Annotated in this window: 19 protein-coding genes and 2 pseudogenes; 11 read left to right on the forward strand and 10 right to left on the reverse strand. The window is 53.8% G+C overall.

Annotated elements, in window-relative coordinates; translation table 11 throughout:
* Window positions 1–59 precede the first annotated feature (59 nt).
* Together ybaL and fsr are read right to left on the reverse strand one after the other, a co-directional pair.
* Window positions 60–1,733: a YbaL family putative K(+) efflux transporter gene (gene ybaL / locus K0778_RS18800; protein ID WP_063084508.1), complete on the reverse strand. Its 1,674-nt coding sequence runs from the start codon at window positions 1,731–1,733 to the stop codon at window positions 60–62.
* 237 nt (window positions 1,734–1,970) lie between these two features.
* Entirely contained in the window at window positions 1,971–3,191 is a 1,221-nt protein-coding gene (fsr, locus tag K0778_RS18805; protein WP_001251608.1) for a fosmidomycin MFS transporter, read from the reverse strand.
* A gap of 217 nt (window positions 3,192–3,408) precedes the next feature.
* Between fsr and ushA the strand changes: the two genes are divergently transcribed.
* The gene (ushA, locus tag K0778_RS18810; RefSeq protein ID WP_000771748.1) at window positions 3,409–5,061 is read left to right on the forward strand and encodes a bifunctional UDP-sugar hydrolase/5'-nucleotidase; all 1,653 of its coding nucleotides are present in this window, start codon (window positions 3,409–3,411) and stop codon (window positions 5,059–5,061) included.
* Between the two features lie 36 nt (window positions 5,062–5,097).
* Here the strand turns inward: ushA and ybaK are convergent, their stop codons facing one another.
* Together ybaK and K0778_RS18820 are read right to left on the reverse strand one after the other, a co-directional pair.
* A complete protein-coding gene (gene ybaK / locus K0778_RS18815) occupies window positions 5,098–5,577 on the reverse strand; it encodes a Cys-tRNA(Pro)/Cys-tRNA(Cys) deacylase YbaK (RefSeq protein WP_000186631.1) in 480 nt (159 codons plus the stop codon).
* Window positions 5,578–5,780: 203 nt separating this feature from the next.
* On the reverse strand, window positions 5,781–6,575 hold the full coding sequence (locus K0778_RS18820) for a TraB/GumN family protein (RefSeq protein ID WP_000365173.1): 795 nt from the start codon (window positions 6,573–6,575) through the stop codon (window positions 5,781–5,783).
* A 137-nt stretch (window positions 6,576–6,712) separates the two neighbouring features.
* Between K0778_RS18820 and K0778_RS18825 the strand changes: the two genes are divergently transcribed.
* Window positions 6,713–7,054: a HigA family addiction module antitoxin gene (locus tag K0778_RS18825; RefSeq protein WP_000806442.1), complete on the forward strand. Its 342-nt coding sequence runs from the start codon at window positions 6,713–6,715 to the stop codon at window positions 7,052–7,054.
* Between the two features lie 315 nt (window positions 7,055–7,369).
* Here K0778_RS18825 and copA read toward each other — a convergent pair whose 3' ends face one another.
* Window positions 7,370–9,874: a copper-exporting P-type ATPase CopA gene (gene copA / locus K0778_RS18830; RefSeq protein ID WP_063084509.1), complete on the reverse strand. Its 2,505-nt coding sequence runs from the start codon at window positions 9,872–9,874 to the stop codon at window positions 7,370–7,372.
* 261 nt (window positions 9,875–10,135) lie between these two features.
* Between copA and glsA the strand changes: the two genes are divergently transcribed.
* The 4 genes and pseudogenes from glsA (at window position 10,136) to cueR (ending at window position 12,895) form a co-directional block, all read left to right on the forward strand.
* On the forward strand, window positions 10,136–11,068 hold the full coding sequence (gene glsA / locus K0778_RS18835) for a glutaminase A (protein WP_000883034.1): 933 nt from the start codon (window positions 10,136–10,138) through the stop codon (window positions 11,066–11,068).
* 2 nt (window positions 11,069–11,070) lie between these two features.
* Complete coding sequence (locus K0778_RS18840) at window positions 11,071–12,363, forward strand: APC family permease (protein WP_000982172.1); 1,293 nt, start codon at window positions 11,071–11,073, stop codon at window positions 12,361–12,363.
* Between the two features lie 30 nt (window positions 12,364–12,393).
* Window positions 12,394–12,491, forward strand: a pseudogene (locus K0778_RS27750) (hypothetical protein); the annotation flags it as partial.
* On the forward strand, window positions 12,488–12,895 hold the full coding sequence (gene cueR, locus K0778_RS18845; protein WP_001026747.1) for a Cu(I)-responsive transcriptional regulator: 408 nt from the start codon (window positions 12,488–12,490) through the stop codon (window positions 12,893–12,895). The pseudogene K0778_RS27750 and the gene cueR, both read left to right, overlap by 4 nt.
* On the opposite strand, the gene K0778_RS18850 is transcribed toward cueR, so the two are convergent.
* Window positions 12,896–13,354: an NfeD family protein gene (locus tag K0778_RS18850; RefSeq protein WP_000970323.1), complete on the reverse strand. Its 459-nt coding sequence runs from the start codon at window positions 13,352–13,354 to the stop codon at window positions 12,896–12,898.
* Window positions 13,351–14,268, reverse strand: a complete 918-nt coding sequence (locus tag K0778_RS18855) for an SPFH domain-containing protein (RefSeq protein ID WP_000904502.1) — start codon at window positions 14,266–14,268, stop codon at window positions 13,351–13,353. Before K0778_RS18855 ends, K0778_RS18850 begins: the two co-directional genes overlap by 4 nt.
* 145 nt (window positions 14,269–14,413) lie before the next feature.
* Here K0778_RS18855 and fetA point away from each other — a divergent pair, with 145 nt between their 5' ends.
* Window positions 14,414–15,091: an iron efflux ABC transporter ATP-binding subunit FetA gene (fetA, locus tag K0778_RS18860; RefSeq protein ID WP_001157540.1), complete on the forward strand. Its 678-nt coding sequence runs from the start codon at window positions 14,414–14,416 to the stop codon at window positions 15,089–15,091.
* Window positions 15,078–15,857, forward strand: a complete 780-nt coding sequence (gene fetB / locus K0778_RS18865; RefSeq protein WP_001295323.1) for an iron efflux ABC transporter permease subunit FetB — start codon at window positions 15,078–15,080, stop codon at window positions 15,855–15,857. Before fetA ends, fetB begins: the two co-directional genes overlap by 14 nt.
* 62 nt (window positions 15,858–15,919) lie before the next feature.
* On the opposite strand, the gene cnoX is transcribed toward fetB, so the two are convergent.
* From cnoX to tesA, 3 genes are read right to left on the reverse strand one after another with little or no spacing between them, the layout of a single operon-like run.
* A complete protein-coding gene (gene cnoX, locus K0778_RS18870; protein ID WP_001300573.1) occupies window positions 15,920–16,774 on the reverse strand; it encodes a chaperedoxin in 855 nt (284 codons plus the stop codon).
* A gap of 60 nt (window positions 16,775–16,834) precedes the next feature.
* On the reverse strand, window positions 16,835–17,644 hold the full coding sequence (gene ybbO / locus K0778_RS18875) for an NADP(+)-dependent aldehyde reductase (protein WP_000148959.1): 810 nt from the start codon (window positions 17,642–17,644) through the stop codon (window positions 16,835–16,837).
* The gene (tesA, locus tag K0778_RS18880) at window positions 17,634–18,257 is read right to left on the reverse strand and encodes a multifunctional acyl-CoA thioesterase I/protease I/lysophospholipase L1 (RefSeq protein WP_001295836.1); all 624 of its coding nucleotides are present in this window, start codon (window positions 18,255–18,257) and stop codon (window positions 17,634–17,636) included. The genes ybbO and tesA overlap by 11 nt, the downstream gene beginning before the upstream one ends.
* On the opposite strand from tesA, the gene ybbA reads away from it, so the two are divergent.
* From ybbA to rhsD, 3 genes and pseudogenes are all read left to right on the forward strand, one after another.
* Window positions 18,228–18,914: a putative ABC transporter ATP-binding protein YbbA gene (ybbA, locus tag K0778_RS18885; protein WP_063084511.1), complete on the forward strand. Its 687-nt coding sequence runs from the start codon at window positions 18,228–18,230 to the stop codon at window positions 18,912–18,914. The genes tesA and ybbA overlap by 30 nt on opposite strands.
* Window positions 18,911–21,325 carry a putative ABC transporter permease subunit YbbP gene (gene ybbP, locus K0778_RS18890; protein ID WP_063084512.1) on the forward strand — a complete coding sequence of 805 codons (2,415 nt, stop codon included), beginning with the start codon at window positions 18,911–18,913 and terminating at the stop codon, window positions 21,323–21,325. Before ybbA ends, ybbP begins: the two co-directional genes overlap by 4 nt.
* Before the next feature lie 429 nt (window positions 21,326–21,754).
* Window positions 21,755–23,525, forward strand: a pseudogene (gene rhsD, locus K0778_RS18895) (rhs element protein RhsD); the annotation flags it as partial.

A 23,525-nucleotide genomic window follows, 5' to 3' on the forward strand; every position in this document is an offset into this window, starting at 1 on the left:
CGCTGGCGCGTCTTATCATGCCTACATATTTTTCATATTTTACATCCGGCAACCACCGTTTACCCCGTCACCACCTCACCCGCCGGTGGCGTTTCCAGCAGTTCCAGCATGGTACGGGCGATTTCACGCTCGCCCATCACTACCTGATTCGCACCACGTTCGGTGATATACGCCACTTCATCGTCATAATGGGCGCGGGCAATAATCTCAATATCCGGATTTTTCGCGCGGGCAGATGCCACAATCTCACCCGCTTCATAACCGTTGGGAATCGTCAGGATCAGCCATTTTGCACATTCCAGATGCGCCAGTTGCATAATTTCTTCGTTCGCCGCATTGCCCAATACTGCGCGGACCCCGCGCTCTCGCAGCTCATCAACACGGGTTCGTGACGTCTCAATCACCACCAGCGGAATATCAGAGGCGAGCAATTTCTCCCCCAGCAGGCTGCCTACACGACCGTAACCCACCAGTAGCGCATGGTTGCAAATATCCACTGGGATCTGCTTCTCTTCGATTGCCTCTTCCAGCGTCTGCTCTTCCAGCGTTTCGGTCTTCGCCAGATATTTCTCCAGTAGTGCGAACAGTACCGGGTTGAGCATAATCGACAGGATCGCCCCTGCCAGTACCAGGTTTTGTCCGGCCTGCGGCAGTAAATTCAATGCCATTCCCAGTCCCGCCAGGATAAACGCGAACTCACCAATCTGCGCCAGGCTGGCGGCGATGGTTAATGCCGTACGTTGGGAGTGACCAAACAGTCGCACCAGGAAAAATGCGGCTAACGACTTACCAAACAGAATAATCGCCAGCGTCGCCAGCACTGCCAGCGGTTGCTGAATCAGAATTAACGGATCAAACAACATCCCGACGGAGACAAAAAACAGCACCGCAAACGCGTCGCGCAATGGCAGCGTATCGTGGGCGGCACGGTGACTCAGTTCAGACTCGTTCAGTACCATCCCGGCAAAGAACGCACCGAGTGCAAAGGAGACATCAAACAGCTCTACCGCACCAAAGGCAACCCCTAACGCCAGCGCCAGCACCGACAGGGTAAACAGCTCGCGAGAACCGGTTGCCGCGCTGCGTGCCATAATCCACGGCACCAGACGGCGACCTACCAGCATCATAATGGCGATAAATGCGATCACTTTGCCGATGGTGATCCCCATATCGACTGCAAGAGTGGCAAAGCCCACATCGCCCTGTTCCATCATTCCTGCCACTGCGGGCAGCAACACCAGCGTCAGAACCATTACCAGGTCTTCCACAATCAACCAACCGATGGCGATTTGCCCACGCTGACTGTCAATTAATTGCCGTTCTTCAAGTGCGCGCAGTAACACCACGGTACTGGCGGTGGAAAGACATAAACCGAACACGATACCGGTCATTAACGACCAGCCCAGCACGGCAGAGAGCGCCATACCCAGCAGCGTCGCCACGGCTATCTGGGCGATCGCACCGGGAATGGCGATGGCCTTTACCGCCATCAAATCCTTCAGCGAAAAGTGCAAACCGACGCCAAACATCAACAGAATGACGCCCAGTTCAGCCAGTTCCGGGGCAAGCTTGGTATCGGCAACAAAGCCCGGAGTGAATGGTCCTGCCAGCACACCCGCTAACAGATATCCCACCAGAGGAGAAATACGTAGATTATTGGCCAGCATGCCGAGGATAAAGGCGAGCACAAGGCCGCCAACAATGGTGGTGATAAGCGGGGTGGCGTGATGCATTCCGTCTCCTTTTCCTGGTGGTTATTGTCCATTTTTGGCCGGGAAAACCAAAATTACAGGTAATAGTTTATGACAATTTCATTGATGATGTTCATGAATAATTATTGAATTTTGCAGAAAAATGGAATTAGCTGCAAAAAAAGCACGGATCGGAAAACAGAAGGCGGTTTAACAGAGGAAAGGCTTATGGCGACTGTAAAACGATGCAGCCAAAGTTTGCCTTTGGCTGCAATGAAATCAGTCTTTATGCCGGTTATCAGGCAGGAATATGGTCAACATCCCCAATAGTGGCAGGAAAGCACAGATTTTATAGACTAACTCGATGCTGGTGTGATCGGCGATAAGCCCCAGAACTGCCGCTCCCAGACCTCCCATGCCAAAAGCAAAACCGAAAAAGAGTCCAGAAACCATACCGATACGTCCTGGAAGCAGTTCCTGAGCGTAGACCAGAATGGCAGAGAATGCCGAAGCGAGGATAAATCCAATAATCACCGTTAAAACCCCCGTCCAGTGCAGGCTGGCGTAGGGTAAAATCAGCGTAAACGGCGCAACGCCGAGGATAGAGCCCCAAATCACATATTTCCGCCCAATTTTATCCCCTACAGGCCCGCCGATCACCGTACCTGCCGCAACGGCAAACAGGAAGGCAAACAGATGAAGCTGAGCATTCTGGATAGATAATCCGAATTTTTGCATCAGATAAAAGGTGTAATAGCTGCTGATGCTCGCCATATAGAAATATTTCGAGAAAATGAGGATTAACAGAATGCTGACCGCCAGTACAACTTTATTGCGCGGCAGTGGATTGATAATCGTCGCTTTGGGTTTTCCTTTATTCATTCGGTGCTGTGCCGAGTACCAACGGCTGATTTGCGCCAACACCACGATCGCCAGCAGTGCCGCAAGCACAAACCAGGCAACGTTGCCTTTGCCATAAGGCGCGATAATCACCGCCGCCAGCAAGGGTCCCAGGGAACTGCCAAAGTTGCCGCCGACCTGAAAGATAGATTGCGCCAGGCCATGCCGCCCGCCGGAAGCCATACGGGCCACGCGAGAAGATTCCGGATGAAAGACCGATGAACCGGTACCGACCAGCGCCGCCGCCAGCAGAACTGCGCCAAAACTGCCCGCCAGCGCAAGCAGCACCAGACCGCTTAAGGTAAAGCACATGCCAATTGGCAACGACCATGGCATCGGATATTTATCGGTCCAGTAGCCGACCACTGGTTGCAGTAGCGAAGAGGCGAGCTGGAAGGTGAGGGTTATCATGCCAATCTGCATAAATGTCAGAGAAAATTCTGACTGAAGCAGCGGATAAATCGCCAGAATCAGCGATTGGATCATGTCGTTCAGCAGATGTGAGAGGCTGATAGCACCTAAAATACCAAACGATGTTCGGGCCTTGGTCGTTGACGCAGCCGCGCCCGCCACAGGCTGGGGTTGTTCACTCATTGCCATAGGAAAGTCACTTTTTCAGGGTTGCGATGTAAAGAATGATCTTATTTGTGATTATTACCAGACTAACATATCTGTATGCGTCGTCTGAAGGAAGTCTCAACGCCGAATACAGAATTTCTAATCTGGATGCAGATTTATCTTCACCGGACGCAGACTTGTCTATGATGTCGCGTCATACTATTTTTCAACACGTTGAAATCAGGTCAGGGAGAGAAGTATGAAATTATTGCAGCGGGGCGTGGCGTTAGCGCTGTTAACCACATTTACACTGGCGAGTGAAACTGCTCTGGCGTATGAGCAGGATAAAACCTACAAAATTACAGTTCTGCATACCAATGATCATCATGGGCATTTTTGGCGCAATGAATATGGCGAATATGGTCTGGCGGCGCAAAAAACGCTGGTGGATGGTATCCGCAAAGAGGTTGCGGCTGAAGGCGGTAGCGTGCTGCTACTTTCCGGTGGCGACATTAACACTGGCGTGCCCGAGTCTGACTTACAGGATGCCGAACCTGATTTTCGCGGTATGAATCTGGTGGGCTATGACGCGATGGCGATCGGTAATCATGAATTTGATAATCCGCTCACCGTATTACGCCAGCAGGAAAAGTGGGCCAAGTTCCCGTTGCTTTCCGCGAATATCTACCAGAAAAGTACTGGCGAGCGCCTGTTTAAACCGTGGGCGCTGTTTAAGCGTCAGGATCTGAAAATTGCCGTTATTGGGCTGACAACCGATGACACAGCAAAAATTGGTAACCCGGAATACTTCACTGATATCGAATTTCGTAAGCCCGCCGATGAAGCGAAGCTGGTGATTCAGGAGCTGCAACAGACAGAAAAGCCAGACATTATTATCGCGGCGACCCATATGGGGCATTACGATAATGGTGAGCACGGCTCTAACGCACCGGGCGATGTGGAGATGGCACGCGCGCTGCCTGCCGGATCGCTGGCGATGATCGTCGGTGGTCACTCGCAAGATCCGGTCTGCATGGCGGCAGAAAACAAAAAACAGGTCGATTACGTGCCGGGTACGCCATGCAAACCAGATCAACAAAACGGCATCTGGATTGTGCAGGCGCATGAGTGGGGCAAATACGTGGGACGGGCTGATTTTGAGTTTCGTAATGGCGAAATGAAAATGGTTAACTACCAGCTGATTCCGGTGAACCTGAAGAAGAAAGTGACCTGGGAAGACGGGAAAAGCGAGCGCGTGCTTTACACTCCTGAAATCGCTGAAAACCAGCAAATGATCTCGCTGTTATCACCGTTCCAGAACAAAGGCAAAGCGCAGCTGGAAGTGAAAATAGGCGAAACCAATGGTCGTCTGGAAGGCGATCGTGACAAAGTGCGTTTTGTACAGACCAATATGGGGCGGTTGATTCTGGCAGCCCAAATGGATCGCACTGGTGCCGACTTTGCGGTGATGAGCGGAGGCGGAATTCGTGATTCTATCGAAGCAGGCGATATCAGCTATAAAAACGTGCTGAAAGTGCAGCCATTCGGCAATGTGGTGGTGTATGCCGACATGACCGGTAAAGAGGTGATTGATTACCTGACCGCCGTCGCGCAGATGAAGCCAGATTCAGGTGCCTACCCGCAATTTGCCAACGTTAGCTTTGTGGCGAAAGACGGCAAACTGAACGACCTTAAAATCAAAGGCGAACCGGTCGATCCGGCGAAAACTTACCGTATGGCGACATTAAACTTCAATGCCACCGGCGGTGATGGATATCCGCGCCTTGATAACAAACCGGGCTATGTGAATACCGGCTTTATTGATGCCGAAGTGCTGAAAGCGTATATCCAGAAAAGCTCGCCGCTGGATGTGAGTGTTTATGAACCGAAAGGTGAGGTGAGCTGGCAGTAATCCGAAAGTGCCGGATGTTTGCATCCGGCACAATGCTTAATCGCGGCGGGCGATATCAGCAAATTTGGCATCGAGGATCTTTGCCAGATCGCCTGCCGCCAGTTCGATATCCAGTCCGCGCTTGCCGCCGGAAACATAAATAGTGGCAAATTCTTGTGCGGGGGCGTCGATAATCGTTGGCAGACGTTTTTTCTGCCCCAGTGGGCTAATCCCCCCAACCAGGTATCCCGTCGAACGCTGCGCGACCATCGGATCGGCCATCTCAACTTTCTTGGCACCCAGCGCTTTTGCTACTTTTTTAAGATCCAGTTGACCTGCGACCGGCGTAACGGCCACGGCAAGGTGTTTCATATCACCGTTCACTGCCACCAGCAGCGTTTTGTAGACCTGATCCGGATTCAAACCTAATTTTTTGACGACTTCATCGCCAAAATTGGTTTCAGCCGGATCGTGCTCGTAGGTATGGATTTGAAACGAAATCTTGTTTTTTTCGAGTAATTTAACTGCGGGTGTCATGGTAATTTTCCTGCCTTAAACAAAAAAACGAAGCAAGCATACGCCTGATGGCGGTCCAAAAAAAAGAGTCATCTTGCCTAAGAGTATTGGCAGGATGGTGAGATTGAGCGACAATCGAGTTACACCGTCGCTTAAAGTGACGGCATAATAATAAAAAAATGAAATTCCTCTTTGACGGGCCAATAGCGATATTGGCCATTTTTTTAGCGCAACATTTGCGGCAAATTCCCTTCTCCATACAGGTGTAGTGCACCGACCGCGACCACATATCGCCCCGGCGGCATGGCGCGTAATTTATCCCGCCAGGCGAGATTTCGCTGATGCATCAGCACATCGTACAGCGACTGACTGAACGTATTGGGCAGCGTTATATCATTATTTTGCGGCGGTGCATTCAGCCACCAGCTCATCATTTGTTGCAGCAACCGTGCGTTGGTATGCCAGTGGGTCAGCGTATCGTCCAGCAGCGCCAGTCCTTTGTCAGGGAGCTGGAGCAACATGGCAATCTGGTTTTCAGCCCCTTCCAGTTCAATCACGGGTTTATGTTGTTGCTTCGCCGCCTGCAATAGCTGGTAATCGATACCGTATTCTGCCCGCAGCCCCAGTTTTTGTGCCTGCGTCGCCTGAAGAACCATCGCGATTTGCCACAGCGGTTGGGTAGAAAAGAGTGAGGGAGAAATGCCCATCTCCTGGCTAATGTGCTGCAGGTTTTGGAGTTGCTCCTCGCTAATGCGCTCTTCCAGCGCCTCGCAGGCAGGCAAATTAGCAAAAGGCGTATCGCTGGTGGAAACATCCGCCTCGACGATCAGCGCATCGGCGTTTTTGAGCTTTTTGAGCAAACGGGTGGGCAGGGGAGCCATATCGTGGCTACCCATATGAATACTGCCAATCAGATGAAAATGGCGATTGCCGGGGAGGGTGATATCGATGGCAGGCCAGGTGTAATGATTACCGCGCAGCGCGGCCCAAAGCGTTTTTACCCGGTACAACAGATCCATACGACCTCCCTTTGTGAAATATCATGCTAGCGCGCGGTGAGGGATGGCGCAAATGGAGTTGGAGACTTGTTTAATGTGTTTGTATGATTCAGTATGTTCTTGCATCGCTATTCACAAGGAAGCAACAGTTAAAAACCATGAAACAGGCAACAAGAAAACCGACGACACCCGGAGATATTCTTCTCTATGAATATCTGGAACCGCTCGATTTGAAAATCAATGAGTTAGCAGAGTTGCTGCATGTTCATCGTAATAGCGTCAGTGCACTGATCAATAACAATCGTAAACTCACTACTGAGATGGCATTTCGTCTGGCGAAAGTTTTTGATACCACAGTCGATTTTTGGCTAAACCTCCAGGCGGCGGTTGATCTTTGGGAAGTTGAAAACAACATGCGCACCCAGGAAGAATTGGGACGGATTGAAACAGTGGCTGAATATTTGGCACGCCGTGAAGAGCGTGCAAAAAAGGTCGCGTAAGGCCAAAACATCGCTTCATCTCGTAGGCCGGATAAGGCGTTCACGCCGCATCCGGCATCCGAGCACCATTGCCTGATGCGACGCTTACCCGTCTTATCAGGCCTACAAACTTGTGCCTGAACCGTAGGCCGGATAAGGCGTTTACGCCGCATCCGGCATCCGAGCACCATTGCCTGATGCGACGCTTACGCGTCTTATCAGGCCTACAAACCTGTGCCTGAACCGTAGGCCGGATAAGGCGTTTACGCCGCATCCGGCAGTCATGCGTCGATGCCAAATGCGCCACCCTAAAGCAGCGCATCCGCAATGATGTACTTATTCCTTCGGTTTAAACCGCAGCAACCGGTTGGCGTTACTCACTACGGTAATCGACGAGAGCGCCATTGCCGCTCCGGCAACTACCGGGTTAAGCAGTGTTCCAGTGAACGGCCACAAAATACCGGCGGCGACCGGAATACCGATACTGTTGTAGATAAACGCACCGAGCAGGTTCTGCTTCATGTTGTGCAGCGTTGCGCGGGAAATAGCGAGCGCATCCGCAACGCCCATCAGGCTATGGCGCATCAGGGTAATCGCCGCGGTTTCAATGGCAACATCACTGCCGCCACCCATCGCAATGCCGACATCCGCCTGAGCCAGCGCTGGCGCGTCGTTAATGCCGTCGCCCACCATTGCCACCTGACGTCCTTCACTTTGCAGATGTTTGATCGCTTCGGCTTTACCGTCCGGCAGCACCCCGGCGATCACCTCATCAATCCCTGCTTCTTTGGCGATCGCATTGGCGGTGGTTGGGTTATCCCCGGTCAACATCACCAGACGATATCCCGCTTTATGCAGGCGTTGCAGCGCCGCCACGCTATCACTACGCAACGGATCGCGTACTGCCAGCAGGGCTACCGCTTTCCCGTCAACCGCCAGCAGCACAGGCGTTGCCCCTTGCGATGCCTGAGCAGTAATCTCCGCTTCGATAGCTTTGGTACCAACCTGTTGCTCATTTAACAGCGCCTGATTGCCCAGCAATAACGCATGACCTTCAGCTTCACCGCTCACGCCCAGCCCGCGCAATGTGCGGAAACCGTTGACCTGCGGTAGCTGCATATCACCTGCTTTATCGAGGATCGCTCGTGCCAGCGGATGGCTGGAACCTTGCTCCAGTGCCGCCGCCAGACGCAATGCCTGCGCTTCATCAACATCAGCAAATGTTTTCACTGCGACAACCTGCGGCTTCCCTTCAGTCAGCGTCCCGGTTTTATCGAACACTACAGTGTCGAGTGTACTGGCGCGTTGCAGCGCGTCAGCGTCCCGCACCAGCACGCCAAACTCAGCCGCCCGCCCGACGCCGGAAATAATCGACATCGGCGTCGCCAGCCCCAGCGCACACGGACAGGCAATAATCAGTACCGTGGTGGCAATCACCAGGGTATAGACAATCTGCGGTGCCGGACCAAAGAAATACCAGATTGCCGCACTGACAAGCGCAATAACCACCACTACCGGCACAAATACGGCTGAGATTTTATCCGCCAGCTGACCGATTTCTGGCTTGCTGCTCTGGGCCTGGCGCACCATGCGAATGATTCGTGACAGCGTAGTATGGCTGCCAACCGCACTGGCACGAAACAGCACACTGCCGTCCTGTACCACTGTCCCGGCATGGACGCTATCGCCTTCGCCTTTTTGCTGCGGGATTGGTTCGCCCGTCAGCATCGCTTCATCCAGCCATGCTTCGCCCTGGGTAATCTCGCCATCTACCGGCACGCGATCGCCGGTCGTCAGGCGCAGCAACATACCTGGCTGCACTTCTGCCAGAGGCACGCTTTTTTCACCTTCGTCAGTAACCAGGCGTGCCGTCGGCGGGGTTAAATCGAGTAACTTTTCCAGCGCCTTAGAAGAACGCTGGCGTGCGCGCGCTTCCAGCATATGGCCGAGATTGATCAGACCGATAATCATCGCGCTGGCTTCGTAATAAAGATGTCGCGCTTCCATCGGGAACCACTGCGGCCACAGGTTGACGCTCATCGAATAGAGCCACGCCACGCCAGTACCCAGCGCCACCAGCGTATCCATCGTCGCCGCACCGTTCAGCAGGCTTTTCCATGCACTGCGGTAAAAATGGCCGCCGGCGAAAACCATCACTGCCAGGGTTATCAGGCCGATAACCAACCACAGGCTGCGGTTGTCAGCGGTGACCATCATGTTATCGCCGATCATCCCCCAGACCATCACCGGGATACCCACCGCCAGTGCGACAATTGCCTGCCAGCGGAAGCGCTTCATCGTAGCGACGGCGGTTTCTTGCTGGCGCTCGCGGCGTTTAGCGTCATCTTCAATCGCTTCCGCGCCGTAGCCCGCTTTTTCCACCGCCTGCACTAAATCTTGTGGGGAGGCACTGCCCATCACCAGCGCAGTACGCTCCGCCAGGTTTACCCGTGCCTGAGTGACGCCCGGTACGCTTTGCAGCGCATTTTGTACGCGGGTGACACAGCTGGCGCAGCTCATGCCGCTCAGCAGCAACTGCTGGCTGTCATTGTCATCGGCGGTCGCTGCCGGAAGCGCCTCAGAAACCGCTGTCAGTGCTTCCGACGGGATTGATGACTCCGCCAGCGGTTTAGCCTTTGGGTGGCTTACAGATGCGTCATAACCCGCTTGTTTGATGGTTTCGATCAGCTGTTCTGCACTGGCAGTCCCGGTAACGTGCGCTTCAGTGATAGACACATCCGCCTGCTCAACATCCGGACGCTGTTCAAGACTTTCTTTCACGCGTTTAACGCAGTGACCGCAGGACAGGCCGTCCAGGGTCAGGTCGATAGTTTGTGACATAAAACACTCCTTTAAGACAGTTTTGACTGGCTGTGATAAAGGTTAAACCTTCCAGCAAGGGGAAGGTCAAGAAATTAATAAACCAGGCGGGTAAAAGTCCGTAAAGATTAAAAAATCGGCTCGATTTGCATCAGGATTAGACATTTATCTCTTTGTTTTCCTGTAGTTAAGTTGCGGGTGCTAAGTTAAATCAGGATGCCTGAAAATCGGCACCGGGGTGAGGAATTACCTCCCGCATCTATAAAAAGGAGTTAACAAAAGATGTTAGATGCAAACAAATTACAGCAGGCAGTGGATCAGGCTTACACCCAATTTCACTCACTTAACGGCGGACAAAATGCCGATTACATTCCCTTTCTGGCGAATGTACCAGGTCAACTGGCGGCAGTGGCTATCGTGACCTGCGATGGCAACGTCTATAGTGCGGGTGACAGTGATTACCGCTTTGCACTGGAATCCATCTCGAAAGTCTGTACGTTAGCCCTTGCGTTAGAAGATGTCGGCCCGCAGGCGGTACAGGACAAAATTGGCGCTGACCCGACCGGATTGCCCTTTAACTCAGTTATCGCCTTAGAGTTGCATGGCGGCAAACCGCTTTCGCCACTGGTAAATGCTGGCGCTATTGCCACCACCAGCCTGATTAACGCTGAAAATGTTGAACAACGCTGGCAGCGAATTTTACATATCCAACAGCAACTGGCTGGCGAGCAGGTAGCGCTCTCTGACGAAGTCAACCAGTCGGAACAAACAACCAACTTCCATAACCGGGCCATAGCCTGGCTGCTGTACTCCGCCGGATATCTCTATTGTGATGCAATGGAAGCCTGTGACGTGTATACCCGTCAGTGCTCCACGCTCCTCAATACTATTGAACTGGCAACGCTTGGCGCGACGCTGGCGGCAGGTGGTGTGAATCCGTTGACGCATAAACGCGTTCTTCAGGCCGACAACGTGCCGTACATTCTGGCCGAAATGATGATGGAAGGGCTGTATGGTCGCTCCGGTGACTGGGCGTATCGTGTTGGTTTACCGGGCAAAAGCGGTGTAGGTGGCGGTATTCTGGCGGTCGTCCCTGGAGTGATGGGAATTGCCGCGTTCTCACCACCGCTGGACGAAGATGGCAACAGTGTTCGCGGTCAAAAAATGGTGGCATCGGTCGCTAAGCAACTCGGCTATAACGTGTTTAAGGGCTGATCATGATGAACACGGAAGGTAATAACGGTAACAAACCTCTCGGTCTATGGAACGTCGTTTCCATCGGCATTGGGGCAATGGTGGGGGCGGGGATCTTCGCGCTGCTGGGGCAGGCTGCATTGCTAATGGAAGCCTCGACCTGGGTCGCCTTTGCTTTTGGCGGTATTGTGGCGATGTTTTCCGGTTATGCCTATGCGCGTCTGGGGGCGAGCTATCCCAGCAATGGCGGCATTATCGACTTCTTTCGTCGCGGATTAGGCAACGGCGTCTTTTCGCTGGCGCTCTCGTTACTGTACCTGTTGACGCTGGCGGTGAGCATCGCCATGGTCGCCCGTGCTTTTGGCGCTTATGCCGTGCAGTTTTTGCATGAAGGCAGCCAGGAGGAGCACCTTATTTTGCTCTACGCGTTGGGGATCATTGCGGTGATGACGCTTTTCAACTCCTTAAGCAACCATGCGGTAGGGCGGCTGGAAGTGATCCTCGTCGGCATTAAAATGATGATCCTGTTATTGCTGATTATTGCCGGTGTCTGGTCGCTGCAACCGGCGCATATTTCCGTCTCTGCGCCCCCCAGCTCCGGTGCGTTCTTCTCCTGTATTGGGATAACTTTCCTTGCCTATGCGGGCTTTGGCATGATGGCGAACGCGGCGGATAAAGTGAAAGATCCGCAGGTCATTATGCCACGGGCGTTTCTGGTGGCGATTGGCGTTACCACGTTGCTTTATATCTCGCTGGCACTGGTTTTGCTTAGCGATGTATCGGCATTAGAGTTAGAAAAATATGCCGATACCGCCGTAGCGCAGGCTGCTTCTCCGCTGCTCGGGCATGTGGGTTATGTGATCGTCGTCATCGGCGCTTTACTGGCGACGGCTTCAGCCATTAACGCGAACCTGTTCGCCGTGTTTAACATCATGGACAACATGGGCAGCGAACGCGAACTGCCGAAGCTAATGAATAAATCCCTGTGGCGGCAGAGTACCTGGGGCAACATTATTGTCGTGGTGTTGATTATGCTGATGACGGCGGCACTGAATTTAGGCTCACTCGCCAGCGTTGCCAGCGCCACCTTTTTGATTTGCTACCTGGCGGTGTTTGTGGTGGCGATCCGCCTGCGTCATGATATTCACGCCTCGTTGCCGATTCTTATCGTTGGTACGTTGGTGATGTTGTTGGTGATCGTTGGCTTTATCTACAGTCTGTGGTCCCAGGGTAGCCGTGCGTTGATATGGATTATTGGCTCACTCTTACTCAGCCTTATTGTGGCAATGGTCATGAAGCGCAATAAAACCGTATAACATCTCTCTGTGCGCAGTACTTCCTGTATTATTGTGGTGGCGGTCGATATTCGCACTGGCAAAAAAACGTGCTTGAATATCTGTTGAAACCCTTTAACAAAGCACAGGAGGCGTTGCGCGAACGATGAACATCAGCGATGTAGCAAAAATTACCGGCCTGACCAGCAAAGCCATTCGCTTCTATGAAGAGAAGGGGCTGGTGACGCCGCCGATGCGCAGCGAAAACGGTTATCGCACCTACACGCAGCAGCATCTCAACGAACTGACCTTACTGCGCCAGGCACGGCAGGTGGGTTTTAACCTGGAAGAGAGCGGCGAGCTGGTGAATCTGTTTAACGACCCGCAGCGGCACAGCGCCGACGTCAAACGGCGCACGCTGGAGAAGGTGGCGGAGATCGAACGACACATTGAGGAGCTGCAATCCATGCGCGACCAGCTGCTGGCACTGGCGAATGCCTGCCCTGGCGATGACAGCGCCGACTGCCCGATTATCGAAAATCTCTCCGGCTGCTGTCATCATCGGGCAGGGTGATTAAGACGAGACGGCTCGGATATGTAGGGTTATCCCTTCTATCGCAATGACTTCAACATGCGTACCTGCACCGAGATCCTCGCTGGCGCTGACAGGCCATGAACTGTCACCGACGCGCATATGACCGCGCCCGTTGACCAGCGGAGATTCCAGCACAAAACGTCGGCCAATCAGCTGCTGCCCGCGCTGGTTTAAATGACTATCGCTGTGCTTTTGTTCGCGCACCCGCCGCGACAACCATTTCCACCACAGCCAGGCGGCGAGCAGCGTCAGGATGGCAAACATTACCCCTTGCCACTCCCAACCCAGCGGCACCAGCCAGACCACCAGGCCGGTAATCACCGCTGCCACGCCGCTCCACAACAAATAACCATTTCCGCCCAGCATCTCGGCTGCCAGCAGCAAACCGCCGAGACTGAGCCAGAAAATATGTGGATGAACGACCATTAACTCCATCATGGCTGAGTCCGTTTGTTGGCGCTGTCTTTCACCAGCTCGGCAATCCCGGCAATCGACCCCATCAGGCTGCTGGCCTCTAATGGCATCATCACTACTTTGCTGTTACTGGAGGAACCGATCTGCTGTAACGCTTCGGTGTATTTCTGCGCTACGAAGTAGTTCACCGCCTGAATATCACCGGAGGCGATAGCTTCAGACACCATTTTGGTGGCGCGGGCTTCTGCTTCGGCGGAACGTTCACGCGCTTCAGCCTGTAAAAACGCCGACTGACGTTCGCCTTCCGCTTTCAGGATTTGCGACTGTTTTTCACCTTCGGCTTTGAGGATTTCCGCCTGACGGATCCCTTCCGCTTCAAGAATGTAAGCGCGTTTGGTACGTTCCGCTTTCATCTGCGCGTTCATTGAAGAGATAAGCTCTGCCGGTGGGCGCACGTCGCGAATTTCAATACGGGTGACTTTAATCCCCCACGGGTTGGTGGCTTCATCGACAATACGCAGCAGGCGTGAGTTGATGCTGTCGCGCTGAGAGAGCATTTCGTCAAGTTCCATTGAACCCAGCACGGTACGGATGTTAGTCATGGTCAGGTTGATGATCGCCAGCTCCAGATTGCTGACTTCATAAGCCGCGCGCGGCGCGTCAATCACCTGAATAAAGCACACGGCGTCGATGGTAACGTTGGCGTTATCTTTCGAGATAACTTCCTGGGAAGGGATATCGAGCACTTGCTCCATCATATTGATCTTGCGACCAATGCGATCCATAAACGGCACCACCAGACTGAGCCCCGGCTGTAACGTTTTGGTATAGCGACCAAAGCGTTCTACTGTCCACTGATAGCCCTGCGGTACGATTTTGACACCCGCGCCGACAATGACCAGCGCGACAAAAATGAGAATCGGGATAAAGATAAGCATCGGAAAAACCTCCTGTTGTATCGTCCATAATCAGCAAAATTGCTGCTTGATTAAACAAATTATACCTGATTACTGAAAGAGAGTTCCCCCTTATTCCTGCGAAGGATAAACTGTTTTTAGTAAAAATCAGAAAAAGGGAACAGCGATGCAGGAAAATAGTCCTTTGCTTCAGCTACAAAACGTAGGATATCTGGCGGGTGATGCGAAGATTCTTAATAACATCAATTTTTCGCTGCGTGCTGGCGAATTTAAGTTAATTACCGGTCCTTCTGGTTGTGGCAAAAGTACGCTGCTAAAAATAGTTGCTTCATTGATCAGCCCAACCAGCGGAACGTTACTGTTTGAAGGTGAGGATGTCAGCACACTAAAGCCAGAAATCTACCGCCAACAAGTCTCTTACTGCGCCCAGACACCGACGCTGTTTGGCGATACGGTATACGATAATCTGATCTTTCCCTGGCAGATCCGTAACCGGCAGCCTGACCCAGCCATTTTTCTCGATTTTCTCGAACGCTTCGCCTTGCCGGACAGCATTTTGACGAAGAATATCGCCGAGCTATCTGGTGGTGAAAAACAACGCATCTCATTGATTCGTAACCTGCAATTTATGCCGAAGGTTTTATTGCTGGATGAAATAACCAGTGCGCTGGATGAAAGTAATAAACATAACGTCAATGAGATGATCCATCGTTATGTGCGCGAGCAAAATATTGCCGTGCTGTGGGTGACACACGATAAAGACGAAATTAATCATGCGGATAAAGTGATTACACTGCAACCGCATGCCGGAGAAATGCAGGAAGCACGCTATGAACTCGCATAATATTACTAACGAATCATTAGCACTGGCATTAATGCTGGTGGTGGTGGCAATCTTAATTAGCCATAAAGAAAAACTGGCGCTGGAGAAAGATATTCTCTGGAGCGTCGGGCGAGCGATAATTCAGCTGATTATTGTCGGCTATGTGCTGAAGTATATTTTCAGCGTGGATGATGCCAGCCTGACATTATTGATGGTGTTATTTATCTGCTTTAATGCGGCGTGGAACGCGCAAAAACGCAGTAAATATATTGCTAAAGCTTTTATCTCATCGTTTATTGCCATTACGGTCGGGGCGGGAATTACCCTGGCGGTGCTGATTCTCTCAGGGTCGATTGAATTTATCCCGATGCAGGTGATCCCTATCGCCGGGATGATTGCCGGTAACGCCATGGTAGCGGTGGGGTTGTGTTACAACAATTTAGGGCAACGGGTCATTAGCGAACAGCAACAGATTCAGGAGAAACTGAGTCTTGGTGCGACGCCGAAGCAGGCTTCAGCGATATTGATTCGCGACAGTATTCGCGCGGCTTTAATTCCGACGGTCGATTCAGCAAAAACGGTTGGCTTAGTGAGTTTACCAGGAATGATGTCCGGGCTGATATTTGCCGGGATTGATCCGGTGAAGGCGATTAAATATCAGATTATGGTGACCTTTATGCTGCTCTCAACCGCCAGCTTGTCGACCATTATTGCCTGCTATTTAACCTATCGTAAGTTTTATAATTCGCGCCACCAGTTGGTGGTGACGCAATTGAAGAAGAAATGATGCGATGCCGGATGCGCAGCATCGCATCCGGCGTTGTGGTTCATGTGCCGATCAACGGAATATCAATACAACAATGCATACAGCTGGCGGCGATACTTCGACGCCAGTGCATCACCCGTACCCAGCGCAGCGAGGATCTCCTGGAACGTTTTACGCGTCTGACCGTCTGCGGCGGTGAGATCTTTACGCAGATGCCCGAACAGCAACTCCAGCGCCTCTTCATTGCGCCCAACCTGATGCAGTTGCAGCGCCAGTTGCGTCGCCAGTGCGGCATCTTCTGGATTCTCCGCCACCTGCTGTTGCAACTGTTGAATTTCCGGCGTATCAGCCGCCTGCTTCAGCAGTTCGATTTGCGCCACCAGCCCCTGGTAGCGGGTGTCCTGATCCTGCAACGGAATGGTTTTCAGCACCGCTTCCGCATCTTCAGAACGGTTCAGCGCAATCAGCGTTTCTGCCAGCAGCAGGCCGATCTCCCCGTTCTGATTCGACAACTGCCAGGCGTCTTTCAGCAATGGCAGGGCATCGGTGTAATTGCTTTCCTGCATCAGTTGCATCGCCTGCTGCGCTTTCAGCTCTTCTTCGCGCGGCAGCACTTTATCCAGCAGGGCGCGGATCGCCTCTTCCGGTTGCGGCCCCTGGAAGCCATCTACCGGTTGCCCGTTCTGGAACAGATACACGGTCGGAATCGCACGCAGACCAAACTGCGCGGCAATCATCTGCTCCGCGTCGCAGTCCAGCTTCGCCAGAATAAATTGCCCGTTGTACTGCGCCGCGAGGCTTTCCAGAATTGGGGTTAACTGCAAACAGTGCTGGCTACGTTCAGACCAAAAATAGAACAGCACCGGAGTGGTCATCGACTGTTCAAGAACCTGTTGCAGGTTAGATTCGTTAATGTTGACAATATTTTCTACGGACATGGAGTCGCTCTCTGTTGTCGATATTTTCTTTGACATGGGGGCTTAAGCGCGCGCTTCAACTCACCCCTGCAATATTTTGTCCATCACGCGCCCCGGCAGCAGGCGCTTAAGCACCATTACCGCCCAGGTCACCAGCGTCACCGGATAGCGCATCTTCGGCTTCTCGCTAATAAAAGCATGGCGTACTTTGTCCACCACCGCTTCCGGTCCCAACGTAAAGCGGGCGGCGATGCCGGGATTTTCGACTGGTTTATCACTTTGCGTCTGGTTGACGTTGTCGGTGAAGCGAGTACGAATGGGACCGGGTTCGATCAGGCTGACTTTAATTCCGCTGTGGCGCAGCTCCATGCGCAGTGCGTCTGACCACGCCTCCAGCGCATATTTACTGGCCGCGTAAGCGCCACGACCCGGCGTGGAGATTAATCCCATCACCGATGATGTCATCACAATACGCCCTTCACCGTGCGGTAACATCGCGGGTAACAGGCGCATGGTGAGCTGGTGTGCGCCGAAAAAGTTGGCGGAAAACTGCTGTTCCATCTGCGCACGGCTGATGGTGGAAAGGGGGCCATACATGCCGAATCCGGCATTGTTAAAGATCCCATACAGACAATTATCGGTCAGGGCGATCACCTCGTCGGCTGCGCGATCAACACTTTCTGGTGAATCCAGATCGATCAACACGCCGGTAAATCCCATGCTGTTCATGCGCTCAACATCATCCGGTTTCCGGCAACCTGCCAGCACATGAAAACCCTGGCGTTTTAATTCGAGCGCGCTTTCCAGGCCAATTCCACTGGAACATCCGGTAATTAAGACCGATTTTTGCATAACTTTACCTGTCAGGATCTCCGTTGCTTTATGAGTCATGATTTACTAAAGGCTGCAACTGCTTCGCCATCCAGTCGGCAATAAACGGCTGGGCGTCGCGGTTGGGATGAATACCGTCATCCTGCATCCATTGTGGCTTGAGGTAGACCTCTTCCATAAAAAAGGGCAGCAGCGGAACATCAAACTCTTTGGCGAGTTTGGGGTAAATGGCGCTAAAGGCTTCATTATAACGGCGACCATAGTTTGCAGGCAGACGTATTTGCATTAACAATGGTTCAGCGTTGGCGGCTTTGACATCCTGCAAAATCTGGCGCAGCGTTTGCTCGGTTTGCTGTGGCTGAAAACCACGCAAACCGTCATTGCCGCCCAGTTCAACCAGCACCCAACGCGGCTGATGCTGTTTCAGCAGAGCCGGAAGGCGCGCCAGTCCTTGTTGCGAGGTGTCGCCGCTGATGCTGGCATTAACTACCGACGTTTTACTCTGCCACTTATCATTCAACAAGGCAGGCCAGGCCGCGCTGGCAGACATTCGATACCCGGCGCTCAGGCTATCACCCAGAATCAATAACGTGTCCGCTGCGGCGGCACGGAAGGTTAACAGGACCAGGAACAGGAAGGGCAAATGCCAGCGGAAAACATTGTTGAAGTTCATCATCTTAAGAAGTCCGTCGGTCAGGGGGAGCATGAACTCTCCATCCTCACCGGAGTTGAGCTGGTTGTCAAACGTGGCGAGACCATCGCACTGGTGGGCGAGTCGGGATCGGGTAAGTCAACCTTGCTGGCGATCCTCGCCGGGCTTGATGACGGCAGCAGTGGCGAAGTGAGTCTGGTGGGACAACCGCTACATAATATGGACGAAGAAGCGCGGGCAAAGTTGCGCGCGAAGCACGTCGGCTTTGTTTTTCAGTCATTTATGTTAATTCCTACCCTTAACGCGCTGGAAAACGTCGAGCTTCCGGCTCTGCTGCGCGGTGAGAGTAGCGCGGAAAGTCGTAACGGGGCGAAAGCGTTGTTCGAACAGTTAGGGCTGGGTAAACGTCTGGATCATCTTCCGGCACAGCTTTCCGGCGGTGAACAGCAACGAGTGGCGCTGGCACGAGCCTTTAATGGTCGACCTGATGTGCTGTTTGCCGACGAACCCACCGGCAACCTTGACCGCCAGACGGGCGATAAAATTGCCGACCTGCTGTTTTCCCTCAACCGTGAACATGGCACCACGTTGATTATGGTGACCCACGACCTGCAACTGGCGGCACGCTGCGACCGCTGCTTACGGCTGGTGAACGGGCAGTTGCAGGAGGAAGCATGATTGCACGTTGTTTCTGGCGCGAATGGCGTTCGCCGTCGCTATTAATTGTCTGGCTGGCGCTAAGCCTGGCGGTGGCCTGCGTGCTGGCGCTGGGCAATATCAGCGATCGCATGGAGAAGGGCTTAAGCCAGCAAAGCCGTGAGTTTATGGCGGGCGACCGGGCGTTGCGCAGTTCACGCGAAGTGCCGCAAGCGTGGCTGGAGGAAGCGCAAAAGCGCGGCCTGAAAGTCGGCAAGCAGCTGACTTTCGCCACAATGACCTTTGCAGGCGACACACCGCAGCTGGCGAACGTCAAAGCGGTGGATGATATCTACCCGATGTATGGCGATCTGCAAACTAATCCCCCTGGCCTGAAACCGCAGGCGGGCAGCGTATTGCTGGCCCCACGCCTGATGGCACTGCTTAACCTGAAAACGGGCGACACCATTGACGTGGGCGATGCCACCTTGCGGATTGCCGGAGAAGTGATTCAGGAACCGGATTCCGGTTTTAACCCCTTCCAGATGGCTCCGCGTCTGATGATGAATCTGGCGGATGTCGATAAAACCGGAGCCGTGCAGCCGGGGAGTCGGGTCACCTGGCGTTATAAATTCGGCGGCAACGAGAACCAGCTCGACGGCTATGAGAAATGGTTGTTACCTCAGCTTAAACCCGAACAACGCTGGTACGGTCTGGAACAGGACGAAGGCGCGCTGGGGCGATCGATGGAACGCTCGCAACAGTTCCTGCTGCTTTCGGCGCTTCTGACCTTGCTGCTGGCAGTGGCAGCGGTGGCGGTAGCGATGAATCATTACTGTCGCAGTCGCTACGATCTGGTGGCGATCCTCAAAACGCTGGGGGCAGGGCGAGCGCAACTGCGTAAGCTAATCGTCGGTCAGTGGTTGATGGTGCTGACGCTTTCAGCCGTTACCGGTGGGGCCATAGGCCTGTTGTTCGAAAACGTGTTGATGGTGCTGCTCAAGCCCGTTCTGCCTGCTGCACTACCGCCAGCCAGCCTCTGGCCGTGGCTGTGGGCGCTTGGCACCATGACGGTCATCTCGCTGCTGGTGGGGCTACGACCATATCGCTTGTTGCTGGCAACGCAGCCTTTACGCGTATTACGTAATGATGTGGTAGCGAACGTCTGGCCGCTGAAGTTTTATCTGCCGATTGTCAGTGTGGTGGTTGTGCTGCTGCTCGCCGGATTAATGGGTGGCAGCATGCTGCTTTGGGCGGTGCTGGCGGGCGCGGTAGTACTGGCTTTGCTGTGCGGTGTGCTGGGCTGGATGCTGCTGAATGTACTTCGCCGCATGACGCTGAAATCGCTGCCTCTGCGCCTGGCGGTTAGCCGCCTGTTACGTCAGCCGTGGTCAACGTTAAGTCAGCTTTCGGCATTTTCGCTCTCCTTTATGCTGCTGGCACTGCTGCTGGTGTTGCGTGGCGATCTGCTCGACCGCTGGCAGCAGCAGCTACCTCCAGAAAGCCCGAACTACTTTTTAATTAACATCGCCACAGAACAGGTAGCACCGCTAAAAGCGTTCCTCGCGGAACATCAGATAGTCCCGGAATCGTTTTATCCGGTGGTGCGGGCGCGGCTGACGGCGATTAACGATAAGCCGACAGAAGGTAATGAAGATGAGGCGCTTAACCGCGAACTCAATCTTACCTGGCAAAATACGCGGCCCGATCATAATCCGATTGTCGCCGGTAACTGGCCGCCAAAAGCCGATGAAGTGTCGATGGAAGAGGGGCTGGCGAAACGCTTAAACGTTGCCCTCGGTGATACCGTGACTTTTATGGGCGATACCCAGGAGTTCCGCGCTAAAATGACCAGCCTGCGCAAAGTGGACTGGGAAAGTCTGCGGCCTAATTTCTATTTTATTTTCCCTGAAGGGGCATTAGACGGGCAACCGCAGAGCTGGCTTACCAGTTTCCGCTGGGAGAATGGCAACGGCATGTTGACACAACTCAACCGCCAGTTCCCGACCATTAGCCTGTTAGATATTGGCGCGATTTTAAAACAGGTCGGTCAGGTGCTGGAGCAGGTAAGTCGGGCGCTGGAAGTGATGGTGGTACTGGTCACCGCCTGCGGTATGTTGCTGTTGCTGGCACAGGTGCAGGTGGGAATGCGTCAGCGTCATCAGGAGCTGGTGGTGTGGCGCACACTCGGTGCGGGGAAAAAACTGCTGCGTACCACGTTGTGGTGTGAGTTCGCCATGCTTGGGTTTGTTTCCGGCCTGGTGGCCGCAATTGGTGCGGAAACGGCGCTGGCAGTGTTGCAGGCGAAAGTGTTTGATTTTCCGTGGGAGCCAGACTGGCGATTGTGGATTGTTCTGCCGTGCAGCGGAGCGCTGCTGCTGTCGCTTTTCGGCGGCTGGCTGGGTGCGCGACTGGTTAAGGGTAAGGCGCTGTTCAGGCAGTTTGCGGGGTGATGAGAGTAAATAAGGGGCGTTCTGGTTGAATGGAACGCCTTGTTTAAATTAATTCTACAATATGTTTCATTGATGATGTTATTGAATTGGTGATTTCCTATCTTTCTATTGCTGATATTAATCTGAATCGGTGGAGTTTATTGATTTTAAATATAGCCCTACAAAAATAACTCAGACTAATAAAATCATAAATCATATGCGTTGAATGGATATTATCCATATAGTGAATTTGTTGATGATGAATTCATCTGTGCTAAAAATGTTAGTTTAATAAAATATTGAAAGTGACCTGTAATAACAGTTGTTGTTGATTGAGAACAAATAAGTTTATGTGAAAAATATATAAATACATTAGCTGGTCTTGTGTGTCATTTTATTTTTTTTGTTGCTAACACAGGGATATGAACAATAACTAAAAGGGCACTTTATATGAGCGGAAAACCAGCGGCGCGTCAGGGAGATATGACTCAGTATGGCGGTCCCATTGTCCAGGGTTCGGCAGGTGTAAGAATTGGCGCGCCCACCGGCGTGGCGTGCTCGGTGTGTCCGGGCGGGATGACTTCGGGCAACCCGGTAAATCCGCTGCTGGGGGCGAAGGTGCTGCCCGGCGAGACGGACCTTGCGCTGCCCGGCCCGCTGCCGTTCATTCTCTCCCGCACCTACAGCAGCTACCGGACGAAGACGCCTGCACCGGTGGGCGTTTTCGGCCCCGGCTGGAAAGCGCCTTCTGATATCCGCTTACAGCTACGTGATGACGGACTGATACTCAACGACAACGGCGGGCGGAGCATTCACTTTGAGCCGCTGCTGCCGGGGGAGGCGGTGTACAGCCGCAGTGAGTCAATGTGGCTGGTGCGCGGTGGTAAGGCAGCACAGCCGGACGGCCATACGCTGGCGCGGCTGTGGGGGGCGCTGCCGCCGGATATCCGGTTAAGCCCGCATCTTTACCTGGCGACCAACAGCGCACAGGGGCCGTGGTGGATACTGGGGTGGTCTGAGCGGGTGCCGGGTGCTGAGGACGTACTGCCAGCGCCGCTGCCGCCGTACCGGGTGCTTACCGGGATGGCGGACCGCTTCGGGCGGACGCTGACGTACCGGCGTGAGGCCGCCGGTGACCTGGCCGGGGAAATCACCGGCGTGACGGACGGTGCCGGGCGGGAGTTCCGTCTGGTGCTGACCACGCAGGCGCAGCGTGCGGAAGAGGCCCGCACCTCTTCGCTATCTTCTTCTGACAGTTCCCGCCCTCTCTCAGCCTCAGCGTTCCCCGACACACTGCCCGGTACCGAATACGGCCCCGACAGGGGTATCCGCCTTTCGGCGGTGTGGCTGATGCACGACCCGGCATACCCGGAGAGCCTGCCCGCTGCGCCACTGGTGCGGTACACGTATACGGAAGCCGGTGAACTGCTGGCGGTATATGACCGCAGCAATACGCAGGTGCGCGCTTTCACGTATGACGCGCAGCACCCGGGCCGGATGGTGGCGCACCGTTACGCGGGAAGGCCGGAGATGCGCTACCGCTACGACGATACGGGGCGGGTGGTGGAGCAACTGAACCCGGCAGGGTTAAGCTACCGCTATCTTTATGAGCAGGACCGCATCACCGTCACCGACAGCCTGAACCGGCGTGAGGTGCTGCATACAGAAGGCGGGGCCGGGCTGAAACGGGTGGTGAAAAAAGAACTGGCGGACGGCAGCGTCACGCGCAGCGGGTATGACGCGGCAGGAAGGCTCACGGCGCAGACGGACGCGGCGGGACGGAGGACAGAGTACGGTCTGAATGTGGTGTCCGGCGATATCACGGACATCACCACACCGGACGGGCGGGAGACGAAATTTTACTATAACGACGGGAACCAGCTGACGGCGGTGGTGTCCCCGGACGGGCTGGAGAGCCGCCGGGAATATGATGAACCGGGCAGGCTGGTATCGGAGACATCGCGCAGCGGGGAGACAGTACGCTACCGCTACGATGACGCGCACAGTGAGTTACCGGCGACGACAACGGATGCGACGGGCAGCACCCGGCAGATGACCTGGAGCCGCTACGGGCAGTTGCTGGCGTTCACCGACTGCTCGGGCTACCAGACCCGTTATGAATACGACCGCTTCGGCCAGATGACGGCGGTCCACCGCGAGGAAGGCATCAGCCTTTACCGCCGCTATGACAACCGTGGCCGGTTAACCTCGGTGAAAGACG

It is taken from the genome of Escherichia sp. XD33, assembly GCF_019375075.1.
Taxonomy (GTDB): domain Bacteria; phylum Pseudomonadota; class Gammaproteobacteria; order Enterobacterales; family Enterobacteriaceae; genus Enterobacter; species Enterobacter flexneri_A.